Origin of the sequence: Zobellia uliginosa (assembly GCF_018860745.1) — a bacterium.
Classification (GTDB): Bacteria; Bacteroidota; Bacteroidia; order Flavobacteriales; family Flavobacteriaceae; genus Zobellia; species Zobellia uliginosa_B.
On sequence record NZ_JAHKPY010000003.1, the window covers coordinates 583,434 to 603,839 of the forward strand.

A 20,406-nucleotide genomic window follows, 5' to 3' on the forward strand; every position below is an offset into this window, starting at 1 on the left:
CATTTTCTGCTCATTGTCTAAAAATACAAAAGCTATCTAAATGTTTAGATAGCTTTGTTTGTTGTTTTCTTACTCTGTACGGCACTCGTTGCAAACGAGCGCTAGCGAGGGGGGATGCTTTAAAGTCTAATTAGGTATAGTGTGAAGTCCTTATCGCCGAAACCTCCATCGTTAATGATAATATATTTCCCATTAGGATTGGTGTAAATGGATATTTTAGTCTTAGGAACTTTACTGCCTTTGTACAATACTGAATTTTGTTCTTTAAAGAGAATTATTCCATTTTTAAATTTTAAGTCGTAGTAGCTTACTCCTCGCCAATGCGGAGGCATTAAACCGTTTACATTATAGGAAAAATTTGGTGTTATATGACCATTCCATTCTTTTTTTTTAAAAAATGATACATCAACTAAATTATTTAGGGCTTCAAAGTTCAATTGAGCTGAATATTTGTAGGTTTTGTTAAAACCTTCATTACTTTCGGCATAAAGTTCAGACCATTTTCTATCCTTGTAAAAAACTACTTTTAGCAAGTGTTTCTGAGTTTCCGAATATAACACGTAATCATAGAAAAAATGTTCAGCGTTCTTAATATAGTTTTTTATTTCTTCAGTCGTTAAAAGTGCTCCGTTTTGAATTAAATTGAAAGGTTTTCGAGAAGCATCTCCATCTTTCAACCATGTACAGTAAAATCCTTTTTCAATATTTATAAGGTAATCATCTATAGGCTCTATGAACTCATTGATAAAACGCAACGAATCTATCAACATACCATCTTCATTTATTTTATAAAATACTTCCGAATGCAATTTGTCGTTTGCTCCCTCATCCTTACGCTGAGCAATCCAAATATGACTTTCATCCTTTATTTTTCCAGATGAAAAAGATTTGGTTTCAATTGTTTGAATATCGAAGTTTTTATTAGTCGCTAAGTGTCTTAAATTTTGATAGCGTTCAAATTTAGCTGGAGTATGTGTGAATAGAAGATTGACTGTTTCAAAGATATTCACGATATTGAGAACCGCAAACAAAAGTAAAATCGTTACTAAAATTTTTAAAACCATTTTTTTATTCATTATCGAATTTCTTGACCGTTACAATGTTGAAATATTAAAAATTTTGAGGTTTTGTCTCTATATATCTTCAGTTCCCCGCTAGCGCTTGTATTTAACGAGTGCCGTCCCAGTAGCTTATTATTCTAAGAAACCAATATCGTCAATTTTAAGGACCGTATGATCATCCGCAAAATTTTTAGCACTAGAGTATTTCCAATCTATTGGGTCGCAAACAAATCCGGAAACAACCGGGTTGCTATGTATATATTCTATTTTTTGTTTTATAACGGCAGTACTCCATAGTTCAATGGGCTTGTTGTTGTGCTGCCAAAATTGATATTTAGATATATTTCCTTTTTGTTTTCCCGCTCTTTCAAACATCCACAATAACCATTCTTTTCTGCTTTCTGTAGGGTTTTCCTCAATTGCTTTAAGGATTTTTTTAGAGGTATGTTTTTTAAAATCTCTTAATAGATTCATTGGATTTTCATTAGAATCCCTGAAAATTAAATGTATATGGTTAGGCATAAAACAATAAGCATATAATTCCATGCCTTTTTCTTTTCTGCAATAGTCTATACTTTCCAGTAGGATATTGAAATATTCTTGTCTGGTAAATATATCTATCCAATATACCGTAGCAAAAGAAACAAAATAGGCTGCTGTTGGATTTTTAAACTTGTACTTTCTGCTCATTGTTTAAAAATACAAAAGCTATCTAAATGTTTAGATAGCTTTGTTTGTTGTTTCTTACTCTGTACGGCACTCGTTGCAAACGAGCGCTAGCGGGGGGGAGATTATTATTCGAATAATTAATCCAATAAATGAAAATATTCCTCCCAAAAAATGATTGTCTTGTGAGCTGCTACCCCCTTCACTTTGAAAAAACATCGATGCTAACGAAATACCAATAGAAAGGGCAATTGTATTCATAAGAATTAATCCAATAATCTCTAAAGCAGTATTTTTTTTTGGTTGTTCTCCCATTATTCTCTAATGTATAGTCTAATTTGATTGGTTATATTTCAAACGCTGCTAGGGCTCATATTTTACGAGTGCCGTCCCAGTTACTTCCTATTAAGAATCTGAAAGCATCAACTGTAAAAACAAGGCTATTATTGCCAAGGTTTCTTGCTTTACTATTTTCTGCTCATTGTTTAAAAATACAAAAGCTATCTAAATGTTTAGATAGCTTAGTTTGTTGTTTCTCACGCTGTACGGCACTCGTTGCAAACGAGCGCTAGTGCTAAATGATAATACTTAGCTCTTTATTTTACCATAACCAGCCTTAATGGCCAATTGTTTTGCGGCAGTCAAATCGGCTAGGGAAATAGTTGTTAATGGGTAACTGTCGCTATCGATATCCAACCAAATTAATTGCACCTTACTCGATTCAAGTTTCCGGTTCAGTTGTGGTATAAATTCCTCTATATCCTCGTCTATAAACGGTTCTATTTTTAATAATTGTTTAGAAATTGAATCATAATCTGTATGGCCCTTAAATAATTGAAGTGCTGTCGAGACAAGTTCTTCTGGGTCATCTTTCCAATCCAGTTCTATTAAAAGGTCCCGTCTGGCCAAACCGTCTACCATGGCAAGCCAGGGAAGCTCGGGTACAGGTTTATCAATACCACGTTCTTGTAATATAGTGGCAAATTGGCTCAGGTAGTTTAATGGTTGGTTTTCGGCCAGCTGTATCTCCGACACCAAGGAGCTGTCCTTGGTGAGTAATTCTGCTAAGTCAAACAAGGGTTTGATTTTCTTCATTAGTCTAGTCTTTCCAATGGACCATATCATATGGGTAGTATTGTTGATCTCTTAAAGAGCTGTCGTCTAAACCAAGAATTTTTACAACCGCACCGCTTTCAAAACTCCAATAGCCAAAATACGTATTATGCTTTCCATTATGGCTATTATGCCATCCTGCACTAGAATGGCCTTTGTACCATTCTTTGTCAAGATATTTTTTTAGATTTTCAAGAGCTATTTGCTTATCCGTTTCATTGATTACCGATTCTATGCTTTTGTATGGAATTGAAAATTTAAATGCTTTGGTGCTAATTGGCCTGCTAGGTTTTCTAGATTGAATTAAAAAATCAACTAAATGATCTTCTAAATCATCATTCTCTACCAAATTTATTAATATGTCAAATGAATCGTTATCAATCTCTAGTAAAACCCCCATGGATAGCATCCAGATTAATTGAACATAAAAATTTTGAGAATTATAAATCTTTGCAAACCATTTTACAGATTCAATGTAGTCCTTTTTTAAATCTATAATTTTCGCCCCAGAAGAATATTTTGCGATTAAAATATTTCTGGTTTTAAGGTCTAATGTGGTATCAAATGTTCGTTGACCGGCTACAGGTAATTCCTTGTCTTTAGTATTTTCAATAAAGAAATCAATTGCCTTTTTTTCCTTATCGATATAATTTTCAAAATATGTTTTGTCTTTTACTTTATCTCTCATAATAAAAATTTATGGCCAGGCACCTGCAACATTACCTAAAGCGTCTACTGCGCTGGTGGTTACGTTCCCTGCAGGGTCTATATGTACTAGCACTGATTGAACACTCTCGGGATCCAGCATTTTGGCCAGTCTGATTTGATTTGCAGCTTCTTCGCCTACAGCATCTGTCAACCTATCGCTTCCGTTAATCCAGTCATCACTCATTTGGGGACCGTCTAAGGTATTACCCAATTTTGAGGTATTATATTTTGCTTCTGCAATAATGTATTGCGGGGGCGGATTAGCGTTTTCATAAACACCGTCAATACCTTTTGCAATAGTCTGGTCAAGACTTTCTACAGCATCATCACCTAATCTTGATAGATTTGCGGGATTGCCATTAATTTCTGTAATGTCCTCCAAATGGCGATCCATTTTCATTTCGCCATAGTTTCCTTTTCTTTTATTGGTACCTAAAGTTTCAACTCCATTCTGAACGTCATCAATTACATCTTGTTGACGCATCGCTCTCTCAGACAATTCTTCACCAACCTCAAGCAATTGATCACCAGCTTTGGCGGCTTTACCCGCCTTCCACATACGGAATCCTTTTTCAATCACCTTCCCAGCCCCCAAAAATAAGAAACCTAAAGCAACTTCTTTAAATAAAGCCTCTTCATCTCCATCTTGGGAGTAATCATAAAGTGCTTTAACAGTCAATAAACACCCTGCGACTTCTAATGCTGCTACCGTGACGGCAATACCTGTTGCTAAAGCACCAGAAGCGGCTCCAACGGCAGCTATGGCAGCAAGTGCCGCACCTCCAGTAACAATTATTAAAGCAACCGCAGCCACTACCAAAACCACTTTGCCTAGAGTCTCCCAAAAACTGGACTCTTCCTCCGCCTCCGCACAGGCGGCAGTAGCTTCTTCCAGCGAATAGAAAATCTCTATTTTACCTCCAGCGGTACATTGCAAAACCGAATCTTCCAGCAAGGGGTTAAAGTAGCCTACGAATATACCGTCTTCGAAACCATCCCACATAACAGGGGCCGGTGAACTCATTTTCTTTTTCTTCTTTCTTTGAAGAAAATATACTTTTAAAAATTCCCATTTTAAACGGATACTTTATCTTGCCAATGCACCATATCATAAGGGTAATGTGGATGGTCTTTGAAACTACTATCATCCAAGCCCATGACCTTGACCACGGCACCGGCCTCCCAACACCAATAGCCAGAATAACCCCATTGACGCTTATGGGAATCATACCAAGCCATATCCTTGTTCAATGTATACCACTCATCAAGATACTCATGGACTAATCTTATAGCCTCCTCACTACTTGACTCTATAGCCAAAGAAAGGGATTTGGTTAGTTCTGGATAAGCTACCTTATTTGGTTTACTTGACGTTTTTTCCAATTTGTTTTTCATTAGAAACCATATAAGATTATCAGCTAACAGAGATTTAAAATTGTCATTATCTTGGGGTTTCTCAAACAAATCTGAAAATATTTTAAAATTTTCAAACTTAAAATTTAATAAGGTACTTAATGAAATTACATTTAGAAAGTCAGTATATGCACTTTGCTTTTCAAGAGCATGACAAAAATTGATAAATGCATTGTTAAATGTTGTTTTTATAGTTTTAATTTCAATTCCTAGAGAGTAGGATACTTGTATTTTTTGAAACATCAAGGTATAGTTCGCATAATAATGAGATGGCAATAACTCTACATGGCTTTTCAGGTATTGTCCTTGATTAGATTTATAAGAATTTTCCCACTTTGAAATACGTTTTAATTCTTCCAAAAAATAGAGTTCGTCTTTATACTGGGATTGACGTAGAATATATGTAGTATTTGTTTTTTTATTAGAAGTAAATATACTTTTAAAAATTCCCATTTTATTTTTTTATAAAATTAGTCAGTTAAAACCAGCCAGCCAAGGCTTTCCCAAAGCTGCTACCTGCAAGGCCACCAATGACACCCCCGATGATGCCCCCCACTACGGTACCGATACCCGGGCAAATTGCCGTACCTATAATAGCACCCAATTGGGCACCGGCCCACCCACCTGCCATACCACCGGCGGCAGAACCTGCAGCAGCCTGTGTCTTTTCACCGAACTCCCCTTCTTCGGCATAGGCCGTACCAATACTATAGGTATCCATAACTACACCCACAACGACAGCTCCTCTACCAACTACCTTACCGTATTTGGCTATTTGATCGGAATTACGCCATAAATACTCGTTTGCCTGTAGGGCGGCCTCGGAGTTCCTGACCGCATTAGACATTTTAGAATCGGCCAAGGCCTGTATGGGGGCAGAATTGGAAATAGATGATCGTACCGAAGTTGCCAATTGTTGGGCACGGGTCTGCGGGTATTCTATATCTGTTCCTTGCCCTCGTAACTTAGAAGCATTTCCATCTACGGGTTCAGTCCGCATAGTTCCATCCGTATGGGTACGGGTAATAGCGCGATCTAAGGTATTATTTTGATTTCTATTTGAGATTTCCAGTGCGTGATCTGGATTGGAAATTGCCCCATTGTCGAGATGATTCTGACTCCAATTCTGATCTAATTCTTTAAACCCCGTTCCTTTATTTTTTTGTAACTCTGCACTATTGTACTTTCCATCAGTTTCTTTGTAATCTCCACCGACCCCTCCTTTATTATAGGCCCCATCGATACCGGGAGCCGTTGGTTTGTCAATATCTATAAGCGGGTGTTCGGCACGTATATCGTCCCAACCATCCGCTCTATGAAATACATTGTCCTTCATCTCGCCATAATTACCATGGCGTCTATAGTCACTGGCACTATTAGATCTTACTAAACTGAGTTTTCCGCTTTCCACATCATAAATAATGCCCCGTTGTATAAAATCTATGGCCCTGTTATAGTCTACCCAAGGTAGTGCGCCAAAGCCCATACCGGTAAGCCCAAATTGTATGGTGCCCGTACCACTTGTTGCGGTTATACTAACCATAATCTGCCCGCCCGTAGCACATAATAATTTAGCATCTTCGAATACCAATTTATAGCCGTTTACCTTAACATCTTTATTGCACTTGTCCCAATACAAAGGTGCAAAGGCGCAAGGGCTACCATTTTTAACACTGCATGCACCAAAGGGCATGATGTTTTCTCCTGGCTTCATATCTGCTTCCGAAGCCAAAAATTCGCCGTAGATCTTGGTATTGTTATGGTTGGTAACGATCAGCTGGGTCGGTGCGGCCCCTTTGTCACAAACCAGACAACTACCATTGGGTATATATTTTTTTGCCATTGCTGCCGGTTATTAATGGGTTAGCTGTTCTGTTTTTGCAAAACTTTGCAGTACCAGTTCACTTTCTTCTTTGCTTATTTGTTTCACAATATGTGCATTTGCCAAGGCGTACATATTCGCGGCGTGTGTTTTAAGGTATAGGTCGGCCTCGGTAATCCACCCCATGTTATTATAGGTGTATTTTTCCTCCATTTCTACATGTAAGGTGGCATCAACATCTAAAACCCCTATCATTCCTTTTATATACTTGGTAAAGGCTTCTTGCTTAAACTTGTCTTTATTTAAGAACCCCTGGGTGTCTATTGTGGTAAAGCTCTGACCTTCAATTTTAGATTTAGAAATCTCGGTTTGCAAGTTTAGGGGTAAATCTATTTTGCCAAAATGGCCCTTGATTTTATATTCACTACCTCCTGTGGAGAGCTTTTTTTCGTAATTACCTTGAAAAAAAATGTGGTATAAGTTAAATCCGTCAAGTGATTTTAAAAGTGCCTTTTCATTGCTAATTAGCTTAGTAGTTAGGTCTACCATCAATTTCGTACCGTCGCCTCCTCTTTTTTTATATTTTTGGAGCATTTTGGCCATGAAGCCGCTGTGCCATTTGATGTAAAGGTCATTTCTATTTTGAATTCCGATGATAGCACCGTTTACATCTGTCTTTAAAACAAGTTTATTTTGCAATTCTTCCATATCGCCTGTCCACTCATGTATAAGGCTCGTACCTATTAACTTATGTCCTAGAAGCTTAATCGTAAATATCTTGTGGTCAGCTTCACTTTTATCCAATGAAACTTCGATTACTTTGTCTAAAACGAATTCGATTTTTTTTGCTCCGATAACAGTTCTGTTTACGGTAGTACACTGATATATGGTGGGTGCTACTTTCTTTTTTATTAACATCTTCATAATCAAGAATTTATTTTCACCTCACCACCAGATATAATAGTCTCTGAATTTCCGTTTAGAGAAACTTTTTCCTTACCGATTAGATTTATATTCTTATTAGAATCAAGAGATATATTTGTTTTTGCTTTGGCAGAAAATTCAGAATCTGTACTTTCAAAACTTATCGATTCTTTAGCACTGAAAGTTAAAGTTTCATCAATTACCTGTGTTTTCATCATTTTTTGCGCGGTTATACTAACTATGCCTTCGGCCGAACCATCGTCATCATCTCCCGGTTTTGCACTAAGATTAAGACTGTTACCGGCTTGTATATTAATATCAGTAGAAATGAGTGTCAGTTTTTTCGGCGCTTTAATAACTATTTCTCCATTTCCTTGCATAATAACTGTATTGCCACTGGGGTCGGCCATAGTTATACTACCATTTTTGTCGTTTAATATGATTTGGTTTCCACTACGGGTCTTGATGGCTTTTATGTTGTTGTTCGGGTCGTAAAAATCACTCTTGGCGTTAGCATTGTATCCAGCACTTGACACATACGGTTTTTCCGGATTTCCGGCCTCAAAGCTTACCAATACTTCCTCTTCTTTTTCAGGAATAAAATAAAAACCTTTTCCGCTACCACTATAGGGTGTTGGTACCTTTATCCATGGCGTACTGGTGCCCATAGGCTTTTGCCATGGGAACTGTACTTTAATTCTACCTAACCCATCAGGGTCGGCGTTGTCTAATACGAGTCCGCGTTGGTCCGCGGCCCGTGGTGCCGCAAAGCTGTTGGAGTAGGGCAAGTGTTCGGTACCCTCAGGTACGCCCTCAAAAGAATTGGTGTAATGGCCGCTATGGTCAAAACGGTGTACTACTTTTATGATATCGTAAGAACCGTAAGGGTCTTTTTTTGTAGGATCGGAGAAATTGAGGCCGTCTAGCGAGAGTGTATCCCCCACGCGCAAGGAAACCAGTTCCGAAGTTCCCGAAGCGGTTACCATACCGGATGCCCTACCTAAGGTATTTACTTTAGTAGCCGTATCAAGCCCGCCCTGTGCACTGTATTCATGTTGCCCAATTGTATAATCGTAACTACCTTTTTTAGTGAATACGGCATCCGATTCATCTTTTACCGGCGCGAGGTACGGGTGAGAGGAATTGGCTATGTGAGAAGATGAACTTGCCTCTAAAAGCGTATCGTTCACCCAGTCGTGGCCCTTTATGTCAAATGTTTGTTCTTTTAACGAAGTGGACAGATTGAACGAAAGTACATCAACACCATAGACGCCGTTGAGTGTAGTATTTCCTGATCTTCCTACACAAAAATCCATACCGTTGTGATAGAGCCATACGCCGTAACGACTACAAAGCCGTTGTAAAAACGAGAGGTCACTTTCGTTGTACTGAACCGTATAGGGAAGGGTAACGTCGGTACCTGTGCCAATACTTTTCTTTATTATATCCGTTGAATGTCCTTTTAACGTGTCTTCTACCACTTGTGATAACGATGTGCCTTCTTCATAACTGAAGCACTGTACCGAATTGGCCAATAGCACGGCAGGCCCATGGCCTGAAACAACAAGCGTACCCGCTGCACCGGCTCCTTTTTGAAGGTCTACATTGGTGATGATACCGGTAAATTCCATTTTCCCCGCATTGAGCCCAATGGACATTTTCTTGCCGATAAAACCAAGGGCGGTCTCCATAAGTGGTCCCGCATAGGTCTCCGTAGCGTGTGCAGGAAAGGAAACCCTAAAAGCACTGTGGCCACCTATGGCCTGTTCTACGGAAACGGTATAACCCGATTTTGGCAGAAATTCGTTGCCATTTAAAATAAGTTTGATATCGACAATTTTAGACATGCGGTTGTATTTAAGCGGTTTAAGGTATTTAGAATTATACGAGTTACCAAAAAAATAGATTTTAAATCGATGAACGGTATTTCGTACAGGCACTCTTTTTACATACGGATAAATGTAGGGTAAGGGATGGCGTGGGTTTAACATTAATTATTATAGATTGAAATTTGAAAATGGAATTAACTTATTTTATAAAATCACATTTTATATGTTTTCCTAACATTGCCTTGGGAATGTTCATTGCTGGTAAGCGTTTGTGAAGAGTACCCAAACGAGTAAGCCAACCCATAATCAATCCGAAAAGGTTACTGACGATAAAATAAATACGTTGAGAGGCGCAGTATCTATTTGGAGGATTAGACATTTTAATAGTAGAAAACAGTGGTTTACTCCGTGTTCATTATCCTCTTTAGTTTACTTTGATAAATCTTGTACAAAAGGGAATTATTATTCAAAACAAACATGAGGTTAGCTAGGGCTATAATGGTCCAAACTAAAAATAATTTTAATACCGGTAGGTCATTATATTGCATAATACCAACTACTATAGCACCAATGAACCATGTGGCACCAAAATAGAATAGGCCCAAAATATTCATTTTACCATCGGGAGCCTGATTGAAAAGGCTAATCAAGAACCTGTAGGGCAAATACAATACTAAAATACCTATATAGGCTAAGGATTGAATAACAGCAAGATTGCTGTTCAAAACCATTAGGAAATCATAATACTCAAAACTGAACTCCATGGTACTGCTTTTCTATTTCGGAAATCTGTAGTAGTTCTTTGTTACTGTATCCCAAAGGTTTGGCTAATAATAGGGCGGGAAATTCATTAATGCCTATATTATATAAATTCACGCTGTCATTATAAAGTTCTCTGCGATCGGCCAAATGATTCTCCAGTTCCGAAACCCTTCCTTGTAGGGAGACGAAGGATGTATTGGCTTTTAAATCGGGATAGTTCTCGGAAACCGCTAAGATATTGGCAAAGGCCTTATTCAGTTCATTTGCTGTTTTTATCTTGTTGTCATTATTGGTAGCATTTAAATACTTGGTCCTTAATTCGGTCACCTTGTTCATCAGGCCCTCTTCATATTCCATATACTTCTTAACGATCTTTATGAGCTCCGGTATTTCATCGGCGCGTTGTTTTAAGAGCACATCAATATTGGCGAAACTCTTATCAACGTTTAGGTTCAGCATTACCAAACGATTGTAGATTCGTACGCCACTGGTAATAATGAAAAGGATTATCAGAGCGAGTATTACAAATCCGATTATATTTTGCATGGGTGTTGTTTTAGAGGTTGAAGTTAAAAATTTCCGACAGGTTGAACGATTCGTATACCGATGAAATAGAAATGTACAGGGTACCGTCTTCAATTTTTAAATCCATCATGAAAATTAAGGTTATTAGTGCAAGTAGCATTATGAGATGCCTAATGAGAGATTTTCTTAAGGGGCGATATAAATTATATCTATATACCTTTTCCCTCAAGGAAAGGGCAAAGATGTCTTTTCCTTTATCCTTTTCTATACGAACCTTTTGATTTTTATTTACGGCCTTGCCTATAAGTAAAACCGACATGTTTTCTACAAGCAGGAATAGTTGATAACGTCTACTATTTGATTCATAAGAATGTGGCGACTCCGGTAAATCGACAAAAGAAATATCCGTACCGCTGACTACTGCTGAAGCCGTGCCGTCATTTAGTAAAAAATCATTACAGACCGTTTCGGTCGAGATATTATTGTACGATTTTTTTCCATCTTTATCCCTACTAATGGAATCAATTTTATATAAATAACCAATACAGGGTTCTTTTTTTATTCTGGATATAACAGGTTCCAACATACTCGTTTTACCAGTTACCTCTACCAGACCCATGGCCATTGAACGTATTTTAGAAGTGGGTAGCGCTCGTTGCAATTCATAAAAGGTGCTTTTATCGCTTGGTTTAATGATAGCCATTAAAACGCCATACGCGAACAAGAGCCCAATGCCCCAAGGCCAAGTAAGCATTAGTATAGGTAGGCCTAAGAAAAAAAGCAAAAGATGCAATAGCGACTCTTTTTTTCGAATAGATTTATAGATTCCCCCAATAATCATTAGCAAAAGAAGAATAGGGAAATTTACAAGGCATGCGAATGGAACATAGCCAGGGTCGTATAATGCGGTAAGGATTACAACGACAGGAGAAACAACAAAAAGCGGCCAGGCCGGTTTTAGGTGTAGTTCAAAGAGCGCTTTCAAGACAAGATAATAGAAAATGCCAAATGCTGACGAGAATAGCGTTAGAAATCCAACTATACTAGCATCGATATTATTTGTATGGAAGGTTTCCAGGATATGCTATTTTAAATAGAATTGCTTTTAATTTATAACATTTAATTAACCTAAATATTTTATCTATCTCATTGCATTTTTATCCTTTCAGGCCATAAAACAGAAGGATGGCGAATGTAATAATACCTAAAAGTGCAAAATAAACAAAACCCTTGACTCCTGTTTTTTTAAGATATTCAGTGTCTTTACCAATTATAACAAATATCAAATAGAGAATAGGGTAGAACAAGAAGATGCATAGTAAGACAGTGCCTGCCAAAAAGAGATAAGCCTTTGTGGAGATTTCATATATTACCTTGTTCTTATAGGCAACCTCTCTAATACTGCCAATTTCAGGTCTTTCCGACGTTGATATGTCCAATGTCATTTTAAGATACTCCGTACTATTTTTTGGTTTAAAACTAACGATTGGAGTGTACATAAGAACCCTACGCCTGCTTCCGCTTCTGTTTATCCAACTAGATTCACTTTTTAGGTCAATTATTTCGGCCTCGTACCTGGGATAGGTAATGAAGGCGTAGCCAGTTTTCACCAATTCCGGAGTTAAATAAAAAAGTAGTAAAAAGACCATATTCACCCATAAAAAAGTAAAGCCTTTAAAGGCTATACTGGTCTTATTCCGAGATTTTTTTTTCTGCAGAAAAAGAAAACTTAAGATTGAGGCTAATAATATGGGGATTAGCAAGTAGGTCATTGATTCAGTTGTTTGCTCACTAGCTTAATTCGATAGTAGGAAAGACTCACTGATTACGAAAGCCGTTAATTTGCCAGTATAATATTACTTGAGGAAAGAACCTCGCTATAAAACACCTTATCATCAATATTTTCTCTTTGGTTCCCAGATGAACTTAGGGTGATTTTTCGTTTTTCGTTTTGCCATTGTTGCGACATGCCATAATCATTCTCATAGATTTTTTTCCCGACACCATACATTTGTTTTGAATGTTCCTGCCATTTTTGTTTTTCCTCAATCTTTTCAGAAGTAATGGTGTATCCTACAATCTTACCATTTTCACAATAAACATAGGCTTTGTCTCCTTTTATATTGGGGTGGTCGAAATCACCTTGTTTGAGTATGTAGAATGAAAAATATTGATTTCCTTGACGGGGAAATTCCATAAGCAATTTTTCTTTTTCACCTATAATGGTATTTAAAGGAATATTACCTTTTTTGGAGCAACTTGCCAAAAGGGGAGGGGAACAGAGACCTATAATTGTAACCAAGGTACTTTCGATAAATTGTCTTCGTTTCATGAATAGTTTTATTAATCAAAACGGTTTAAAAATAATGGACCGGTTTCAGTTATCCTGTTTTCAAGAATTCTATTTTCCCCATCCAGAAAATGAACAAGTAAATCCCTTGTGTCGATAAAGTTGATTTCCCTTATGCAGGTTGAGAAATCGGTCACAAGCTTTTTATCGGCACTTCCGAAAAATTGTTTCCATTTGGGTACCTCCACCATTTTCGGTCTGCTATATTCAAGCGAAAACCGCAAATCGTTTTCCAAAAAAGAATCGTTACTTGCAAAGTTGGGTACAATTAATAGTTGTGATTTTTGATGTTTTACATCGGAGTAGGAGATGTTGAAATACCAAAAATCGTTTCTCGGGTCTGCCTCTTTTTTGTCCGTATTTCCATCTTGGTTTCTAGAGAAGGATTCTATCACCAGTTTGTGCCAATTTATTTTTTCAAAATCGGCTAAAACTTGTTTTTTGGAGATTCCTTCTTTTACAAGTTCCTTTTCCATGAAAGGATCCAAAAATTCATATCGTAGATTTTTCATATTTCGAAAAACTGACTATATGATAGAGAACCCTTTTGAAAGGTCCCGTTTGTGAAGCTTTACTTCAAATTCAATATCGCTTTGGTTTTTTGGGTCTGGACTCTTAAATTTTAAAGCTTCCGTACCATCAAGGCGCACCAGACGCACTAGCTTACCATGTCCCATGACCTGCATACGCAGCTCTTCTTTTTTTATGGGTACCATTTGCAATTCTTGACCAAAAATTTGCATGGCCCCTTTTTGAAAACTCACTTTTCGTTCTTCTGAAAAGTAAAAGGCTTGCTCTTGCAATCTCATTTTTTCTTTGGAAAGTTCTAAATATTTTCCTGCATTATGTGATTCCATCACTAAATATAGTTGGTTGTAAAAGGCAAAAACCTCTTCAAAAAGTTTTTCTTCTTTAATTTTTGAGAGGTCGACCGAGTTTTGCCAACCATCAAGAACAAAAGGTAATTCAACTTCTATTTCTGTTAATATTTCAAATACAGGATAATTAATATTTTCGCTAAGGCCATCCCAAGGTTGTTCTATACGGGGGTGAAATTTGTACCTTGTCTTTTTCATTGTACCCAATGGCCCTTCAGCCTCGGCTACATGAAAGTCTAGAGTCATATATTCTTCTTCCGTAATGGTTTTTTTACCATATCTAGGAAGCATTTTGCCTACTACTTTATATTTACCACTTTCTAAAATAACATTGTTGATAGGCACGGTCCCAGTAGAACCGCCTTCTTGTGTCTGGTCTCCAAAAAAACTGTATACCAATACGTCGTTCACATATAGTTCGCCGGAACACCCAAACCTTTGATATAAGGAATAATAGGGCTTTAAAAAATTATGTTGCATAAAATACTATTTTACTAAAATAAATACTTTTTATCGAATCTTTTCTCGTCTTCAGGCATTACCCTTTCCTCTATTTTAAAACTGGATTTCCACCACCCTATTTCTCCTTCTATTTCTCCTACAATCATAATTCCGGAAAATTTAACCACTGGTTGTACGAATATACCATTATCATCTGAGTCAATTTCAATATCGCCACCGAAATAGCCATCTCCCTTAATACCAGCCTTGAAACTCGCATCAATAGGTTTAGTTTTTGCACCTGCTAATTTACCAAGCTCTATGTCAATACTAAGTTCAATTGTAACGCCGAACTTACCTCCAATAGTGGTTTTGCCACCTAGGGAAAAACCATTAAGGGTATCAAATTTTACGGCTAATACTTCAAATTTGAGCTCACCATAAAAAGTTGCCTCAAAAGTAACGCTTGCTCCTAATTTGTCCAATCCTCCACGAAAATTGTTTATCAATCTTGCTGCGGCTGGGTTACCAGTAGCACCATAAGAGGCCGCAGCTATGGCCATTCCTATTATGTCTACAACAGCTTCAGCCCCAATTAAAGGGTCGAAAGATAAACTTAGTTCTCCCGCGGTAACTATTTTATTTGTTTTGTCATCACGTTTAAAAAACCAGCTTGCAGCGACTTTGAATTTAGGATATCGAATATCAAAGCCAACGGGTATTGCCGTCGCTTTTGCCGTACTTTGGGCATAATTGATTGCGTTTTGGACAATTTCAGAAAATGTAGAAACGGTTTCTGCAAGGGGTTGAATTTTCTTTTTAAATTCTTGAGTATAACTTCTCTTATGGTCACCATTGTTCCATTCTACTGAAAGTCCCAATCCAATATCTATAGGAAGCTTACCTGTTTTATTGAGTTGCCATCTTGTATAGCCTGCCTCTCTTGCTTTTTCATTATGTTTTTGGTAAATACTACCAGAAGGCATATTGGCCGCCTTATAGTTGGAAACCCCGATTGCGAGTTCTGCCGCTAATTCCCATTTAATATCTGGATAGACTTTTACTATTACTGCTGCTTTTTTTGGGTCACTATAATATCTGCAGCTACTTATATAGTATAAAAAATTATTGGTGGTAATTGATTTGGAGAGCCAGATATAATCAAAGGGAACAAAAGTATCGGGTAACACATCGGAGTATAGTTGATGGTTAACGTTTTCCTTTGGATAATTCTTCAAGTCACTTTTTCCTTCTCTTGTCAACTCTGCAACATATACAATTTCATCATGCGGGTCACTCAGTTCCACCCTCAAACATTTTTTTATATTGTAGTCTTCAACTTTTAGAGTGAAATCTTTTTGTTTGGTAATGTCAGGAGCAACTGTATTATAAATAATACTTTGTGCATCACCTCCGCTAATATTAAATTGTATGGTAACTCTACGATTTAAGAGGTGTTCCGCTTCTGAAAGATTATCGCCTTTTATATAGGGGCGCCTTTTGCCATAGCCCTTTGCTGTTATTCTAGTTCTCGAAACTCCTTTGTTAACTAGATAATCTACTGCAGCTATTGCGCGATTATTTGAAAGTTTGTCATTATATTCATTTGATCCACGACTATCGCAATGCGCCCCTAATGTTACAGGAACAAATGGACTATCCAGTAAAAAAGTGGCAATACCATTAAGTACTTCCATGGCCCCTGCTTTAATATTCCATTTCTCAAAATCAAAAAAAATCTTTTCCGATACCGCAAAATCCTTTTTACGGTCTTCATCTATTTTTAACGTCCCTTCTTCAAAAAGTTCTATTTCAGCACCTTCATCGGTAACCGTTATTTTCTTGAACCTACACGGCTCGTAACGTTCTAAATCAATTTCGTTCTCATCTATCTTTACAGGTAAATCACTAGTTGATTTTTTGGTGGACTTTTTGGTTATTTTATCTTTGAATACGACATGTTGGGCAATTTTATGGTCACCACTTTTATTGGCAACGTAATAGCTTTTCCCAATCACTTTTATTTTTACGTAGAATTCCTCACTATTGCTGGTTATCCAGCCCGTGCCGGCTCTCCATTTGTAGGTGTTCTTAATATTCAGGTTTACTTCTCCTCCATAGCATTTCGCCGTATAGCTTGTAACATAACCATCGTCTCCATATTGCTCATTAAATACACTTATATTTAATTTGGCACCATTTAATCCTTCAGTTTCTAAATGAAGCCAAATATCATTTCCAAATTTGTTGGGAGTGGTACTAAGACTGCTTCCAGTTTTCGACTTTCGCCATTCAGCTTTGGTAATTTTTTGTGGAGCTTGGCCTTGAACAATAATGCGATTTGGCTCTCTATTTATAGGGTCATCCGCAAAAGCTTCAATATGATACTTTTGTGGCCCACAATATTTGGCCTCAACTTTAGCGCCCATAATATCACCGGTATGACCATTCATATCCTTTGAGCTAAAAGGACCTTTTTCCCTGGGTTTAGCAATCCATTTAGGTCTGAATTTAGCTCCAGCGTTTTTAAAGGCTTTAATCTGAATTTCGCAGTCCGCCTTCACCTTAATATACGAGGGGAACTTAACACCTTTATTATATAAAATGTTGCTATCATTCGGATTGATCAACCCTATTTTTTCAATATTATCACCCATATTTAAAACTTAGGAAACTATTATTTGGTCCTCAATTTCTGGTGCCTGCAAATCTTCCAAACTCACTAATGGATTAATTTGCTCTGCGACCTCTTCATTTTCGGTAGTAGCATTGATGGATTGTTCATTCGTTTGACCATGAAACAGAATGCTAATGCACGGGCTGCCGCCGATAGGGCATATGGCTTTACTATCTTCCAATAGAATTTGCCCTCCATTTGTCAATTCTACATTTTCATAAGATCCTTCCCATTGGGTAATCACAATCTGGCAGGGTTTGAAACTACTGCCCATAGGTTGCATTTTACATTGTCCAAAGGTGTTTTTTTCAAATGTAGCACCACCAATTTCCAATGTAGTAGCAATCAATTTATTGCTTGCCTTATTGTCATTTGCATAAATTTTTTGCTGTGACAGTACTTTTAATTTATCAGGAAAGTCACCGAACTCACATTCGCATAAGGCATCTTGTACTACTACATATTTGCTGCTCATAATTTTATTCTAAAAGAAACATTTTTACTAATACTTTTCGGGTAGACCCAAATTTCAAATCAAAAACACCATTAATACCTTCTATTATTTTGGTTTTATTATTCAGTAAATAAATAAAAGAGCAAGATCCTTTTTCTTCTTCATCTTCGGTACTATAATTAGGATAGTCAAACTTTTGCTCTAAATCCGCTAGACTGCGGTCATCATCAATCTGGCCATTAATATGTATACGATACTCATTTTGTTGCAATTGTTTTTCATCAATAGATTGATTTACCTTAAAATTGACAGGTTTGGATAAACCTAAAACAGGAAATGAAAGATTAGTTTCAAAACTCAAAAACGCGGTATAGTAAATGAAGATGGGTTTAAAATATACGGACAAGAAATAATCACTTTCTAATTTTACCAACAACCGTTCTTTAAAAGCAAGAGAATAACATACCTTTTCAATATACTTTTGCACACTTTCATCGGTATATTTATTCAGTAATTCATCTTTTTTAACCGACCACCTTTTTTGAATTTCAGGAAAATTTGTGATTATTTTAAAACTTCCGGTAGAGTTGCATTCAACATCCAAGGGGTATAGTGTCATGCTCACCTCATGGCTTAATTCTTCAAGAAAACTGTCTGGTTTTCTATCATTGATGAATATATCTTCAAATCTGGTAATTCTAAAGAGATGATTTTGTCCATTTCTTTCACCAAGATATTCAAACTGTTGTTTGTAGCGTAACATGTTTGAGCTTTCGCCTGACTGAAACTCAATCATGCAGCCATAAACGCCGTTAAAACCTTTAGGGTTCAATCTAAGGTTTACTGCCGATAATAGGTCCGTGTTGAATGGATTTTTGGTCATCTTAGAGCTTGGTGTTCAAATTAGAATAACTTAACTTTTTCCTTGCTTTGAACGTCTACTGTTTTTCCTGAAGCTAAAGTTAAATTTTTTGATTTACTATCGAGCGTAATTTCATCTGCAGTGGTTTCTTGAACTTTTGCATCTACGATGAAGTTTTCCTCAACAATAATATTCTTATTCTTGGTTAGGGTATTCTGATTCTCTGAAACGCTGGTTGTGAAATCTTTACCAGCTGATAAAGTTATGTTTTCATCAGCACCAATGTTAATGTTCTTAGCGTTTAATACCATAGTTTCTTTAGCGGTTACCATAATATTGTTTTCAGCGTTTACATTAATGTCATTATTTGAAAATATGGTAATGTTATTGGTTTTAGTGTCAATAGTAAATAAATTGTCATTCTTATCCTTAATCGTTATACTCTCCCCACCATCCGTATCATTCAATTCTATAACATGCCCGCTTCTTGTCTTGATGGCCTTGATGTTGTTATCCGCATCAGCAAAGCCACTACTGGCACTGCTGTTGAACCCTGCACTAAGTACAAAGGGTTTTTCCGGGTTTCCGCCCTCAAAGCCTACCAATACCTCTTCGTCCTTTTCGGGAATGAAATAAAACCCCTTACCGCCACCACTGTAGGGAGTAGGTACTTTTATCCACGGAGTGTTGGTTCCCATAGGTTTTTGCCAAGGAAACTGCACTTTTATCCGTCCGAGGCCATCGGGATCTGCGTTGTCCAAAACAAGTCCGCGCTGATCGGCAGACCTTGTAACAGCAAAACTGTTGGAGTAGGGAAGGTGTTCGGTACCTTCTGGCACGCCTTCAAAAGAATTGCTATAGTGTCCGCTATGGTCAAAACGGTGTACCACTTTTATAATATCGTATGATCCGTAAGGATCTTGTGCTGTAGGGTCGGAAAAATTAAGACCCTTTAAGGAAAGCGTATCGCCCACGCGCATGCCCACTAGCTCGGAGGATCCGGAAGCGGTCACCATACCGGATGCCCTTCCCAAGGTGTTCACCTTGGCAGCGGTATCAAGACCGGCCTGTGCACTATATTCATGTTGTCCTATGGTATAGTCGTAACTGCTTTTTTTATTGAACAGGGTATCGGATTCGTCTTTTATGGATGAAAGATAGGGGTGGGACGAATTGGCGGTATGGGCGGCCGAGCTTGCCTCTAACTGGGTGTTATTTACCCAATCGTGCCCTTTAATGTCAAAAACCTGTTCTTTGAGCGAGGTAGATAAATTGAATGATAGAACATCGATCCCGTACACGCCGTTAAGAGTAGCGCTGTCCGATTTCCCCACGCAAAAATTACGTCCGTTATGATAGAGCCAAACCCCGTATCGGCTGCACAATCTCTGAAGGAACGAGAGGTCACTTTCATTATATTGTACCGTGTAGGGCAAAGAAATACCTGTACCCGTACCTATACTTTTCTTAAGAATGTCCGTTGAATGTCCTTTTAGGGTATCCTCAACGACTTGTGATAGCGATGTACCCTCTTCGTAACTAAGGCACTGTACCGAATTTGCCAGTAGAACGGACGGTCCATGGCCCGAGATGACCAGGGTGCCGGAAGCTCCGTTTCCTTTTTGAAGGTCTACATTGGTGACCACACCTATAAATTCCATTTCACCGGAATTGAGTCCGATGGACATTTTCTTGCCGATATAGCCCAAAGCTTTTTCCATAAGGGGTCCGGCATAGGTTTCCGTGGCATGGGCGGGAAAAGCGATACGAAAAGTACTGTGGCCGCCAATGGCCTGTTCTACGGATACGGAATAACCCGAATTTGGAAGAAATGCATTACCGTTTAAAATGAGGTTGATATTGACGATTTTGGACATGCGGTGGTTTTTTAACTGATTAAGATATTTAGAATTCTAAGGGT

The 20,406-nt window shown here is 37.7% G+C and carries 20 protein-coding genes; all 20 read right to left on the reverse strand.

Annotated elements, in window-relative coordinates:
* Positions 1-119 precede the first annotated feature (119 nt).
* Positions 120-1,076 carry a hypothetical protein gene (locus KO521_RS06210; RefSeq protein ID WP_215939034.1) on the reverse strand — a complete coding sequence of 319 codons (957 nt, stop codon included), beginning with the start codon at positions 1,074-1,076 and terminating at the stop codon, positions 120-122.
* Positions 1,077-1,193: 117 nt separating this feature from the next.
* Positions 1,194-1,751 (reverse strand): REP-associated tyrosine transposase, encoded by a 558-nt coding sequence (locus tag KO521_RS06215; RefSeq protein WP_215939035.1) that lies wholly within the window; start codon positions 1,749-1,751, stop codon positions 1,194-1,196.
* 564 nt (positions 1,752-2,315) lie between these two features.
* The gene (locus tag KO521_RS06220) at positions 2,316-2,822 is read right to left on the reverse strand and encodes a DUF6630 family protein (protein WP_215939036.1); all 507 of its coding nucleotides are present in this window, start codon (positions 2,820-2,822) and stop codon (positions 2,316-2,318) included.
* A 4-nt stretch (positions 2,823-2,826) separates the two neighbouring features.
* Positions 2,827-3,528 (reverse strand): PoNi-like cognate immunity protein, encoded by a 702-nt coding sequence (locus tag KO521_RS06225; protein WP_215939037.1) that lies wholly within the window; start codon positions 3,526-3,528, stop codon positions 2,827-2,829.
* Positions 3,529-3,537: 9 nt separating this feature from the next.
* Positions 3,538-4,572 (reverse strand): hypothetical protein, encoded by a 1,035-nt coding sequence (locus KO521_RS20410; RefSeq protein WP_252729896.1) that lies wholly within the window; start codon positions 4,570-4,572, stop codon positions 3,538-3,540.
* 50 nt (positions 4,573-4,622) lie between these two features.
* Complete coding sequence (locus KO521_RS06235) at positions 4,623-5,414, reverse strand: PoNe immunity protein domain-containing protein (protein ID WP_215939038.1); 792 nt, start codon at positions 5,412-5,414, stop codon at positions 4,623-4,625.
* Between the two features lie 25 nt (positions 5,415-5,439).
* On the reverse strand, positions 5,440-6,804 hold the full coding sequence (locus KO521_RS06240; RefSeq protein ID WP_215939039.1) for a PAAR-like protein: 1,365 nt from the start codon (positions 6,802-6,804) through the stop codon (positions 5,440-5,442).
* A 12-nt stretch (positions 6,805-6,816) separates the two neighbouring features.
* Positions 6,817-7,707: a hypothetical protein gene (locus KO521_RS06245; RefSeq protein WP_215939040.1), complete on the reverse strand. Its 891-nt coding sequence runs from the start codon at positions 7,705-7,707 to the stop codon at positions 6,817-6,819.
* Positions 7,708-7,709: 2 nt separating this feature from the next.
* Positions 7,710-9,554, reverse strand: a complete 1,845-nt coding sequence (locus tag KO521_RS06250) for a type VI secretion system Vgr family protein (protein ID WP_215939041.1) — start codon at positions 9,552-9,554, stop codon at positions 7,710-7,712.
* A gap of 383 nt (positions 9,555-9,937) precedes the next feature.
* On the reverse strand, positions 9,938-10,300 hold the full coding sequence (locus tag KO521_RS06255) for a hypothetical protein (protein ID WP_215939042.1): 363 nt from the start codon (positions 10,298-10,300) through the stop codon (positions 9,938-9,940).
* A complete protein-coding gene (locus KO521_RS06260) occupies positions 10,284-10,844 on the reverse strand; it encodes a LemA family protein (protein ID WP_215939043.1) in 561 nt (186 codons plus the stop codon). The genes KO521_RS06255 and KO521_RS06260 overlap by 17 nt, the downstream gene beginning before the upstream one ends.
* Before the next feature lie 10 nt (positions 10,845-10,854).
* On the reverse strand, positions 10,855-11,808 hold the full coding sequence (locus tag KO521_RS06265; protein WP_215939044.1) for a hypothetical protein: 954 nt from the start codon (positions 11,806-11,808) through the stop codon (positions 10,855-10,857).
* Between the two features lie 172 nt (positions 11,809-11,980).
* Positions 11,981-12,595: a hypothetical protein gene (locus KO521_RS06270; protein ID WP_215939045.1), complete on the reverse strand. Its 615-nt coding sequence runs from the start codon at positions 12,593-12,595 to the stop codon at positions 11,981-11,983.
* Between the two features lie 65 nt (positions 12,596-12,660).
* Positions 12,661-13,155 (reverse strand): hypothetical protein, encoded by a 495-nt coding sequence (locus KO521_RS06275; protein WP_215939046.1) that lies wholly within the window; start codon positions 13,153-13,155, stop codon positions 12,661-12,663.
* A gap of 11 nt (positions 13,156-13,166) precedes the next feature.
* Positions 13,167-13,685 (reverse strand): hypothetical protein, encoded by a 519-nt coding sequence (locus KO521_RS06280; protein ID WP_215939047.1) that lies wholly within the window; start codon positions 13,683-13,685, stop codon positions 13,167-13,169.
* 15 nt (positions 13,686-13,700) lie between these two features.
* A complete protein-coding gene (locus KO521_RS06285) occupies positions 13,701-14,531 on the reverse strand; it encodes a hypothetical protein (protein ID WP_215939048.1) in 831 nt (276 codons plus the stop codon).
* Between the two features lie 14 nt (positions 14,532-14,545).
* Positions 14,546-17,149 carry an OmpA family protein gene (locus KO521_RS06290; protein WP_215939049.1) on the reverse strand — a complete coding sequence of 868 codons (2,604 nt, stop codon included), beginning with the start codon at positions 17,147-17,149 and terminating at the stop codon, positions 14,546-14,548.
* 9 nt (positions 17,150-17,158) lie between these two features.
* Positions 17,159-17,644 carry a DUF4280 domain-containing protein gene (locus KO521_RS06295; protein ID WP_215939050.1) on the reverse strand — a complete coding sequence of 162 codons (486 nt, stop codon included), beginning with the start codon at positions 17,642-17,644 and terminating at the stop codon, positions 17,159-17,161.
* A gap of 4 nt (positions 17,645-17,648) precedes the next feature.
* Complete coding sequence (locus KO521_RS06300; RefSeq protein WP_215939051.1) at positions 17,649-18,506, reverse strand: hypothetical protein; 858 nt, start codon at positions 18,504-18,506, stop codon at positions 17,649-17,651.
* 20 nt (positions 18,507-18,526) lie between these two features.
* On the reverse strand, positions 18,527-20,362 hold the full coding sequence (locus KO521_RS06305) for a type VI secretion system Vgr family protein (protein WP_215939052.1): 1,836 nt from the start codon (positions 20,360-20,362) through the stop codon (positions 18,527-18,529).
* Positions 20,363-20,406 lie beyond the last annotated feature (44 nt).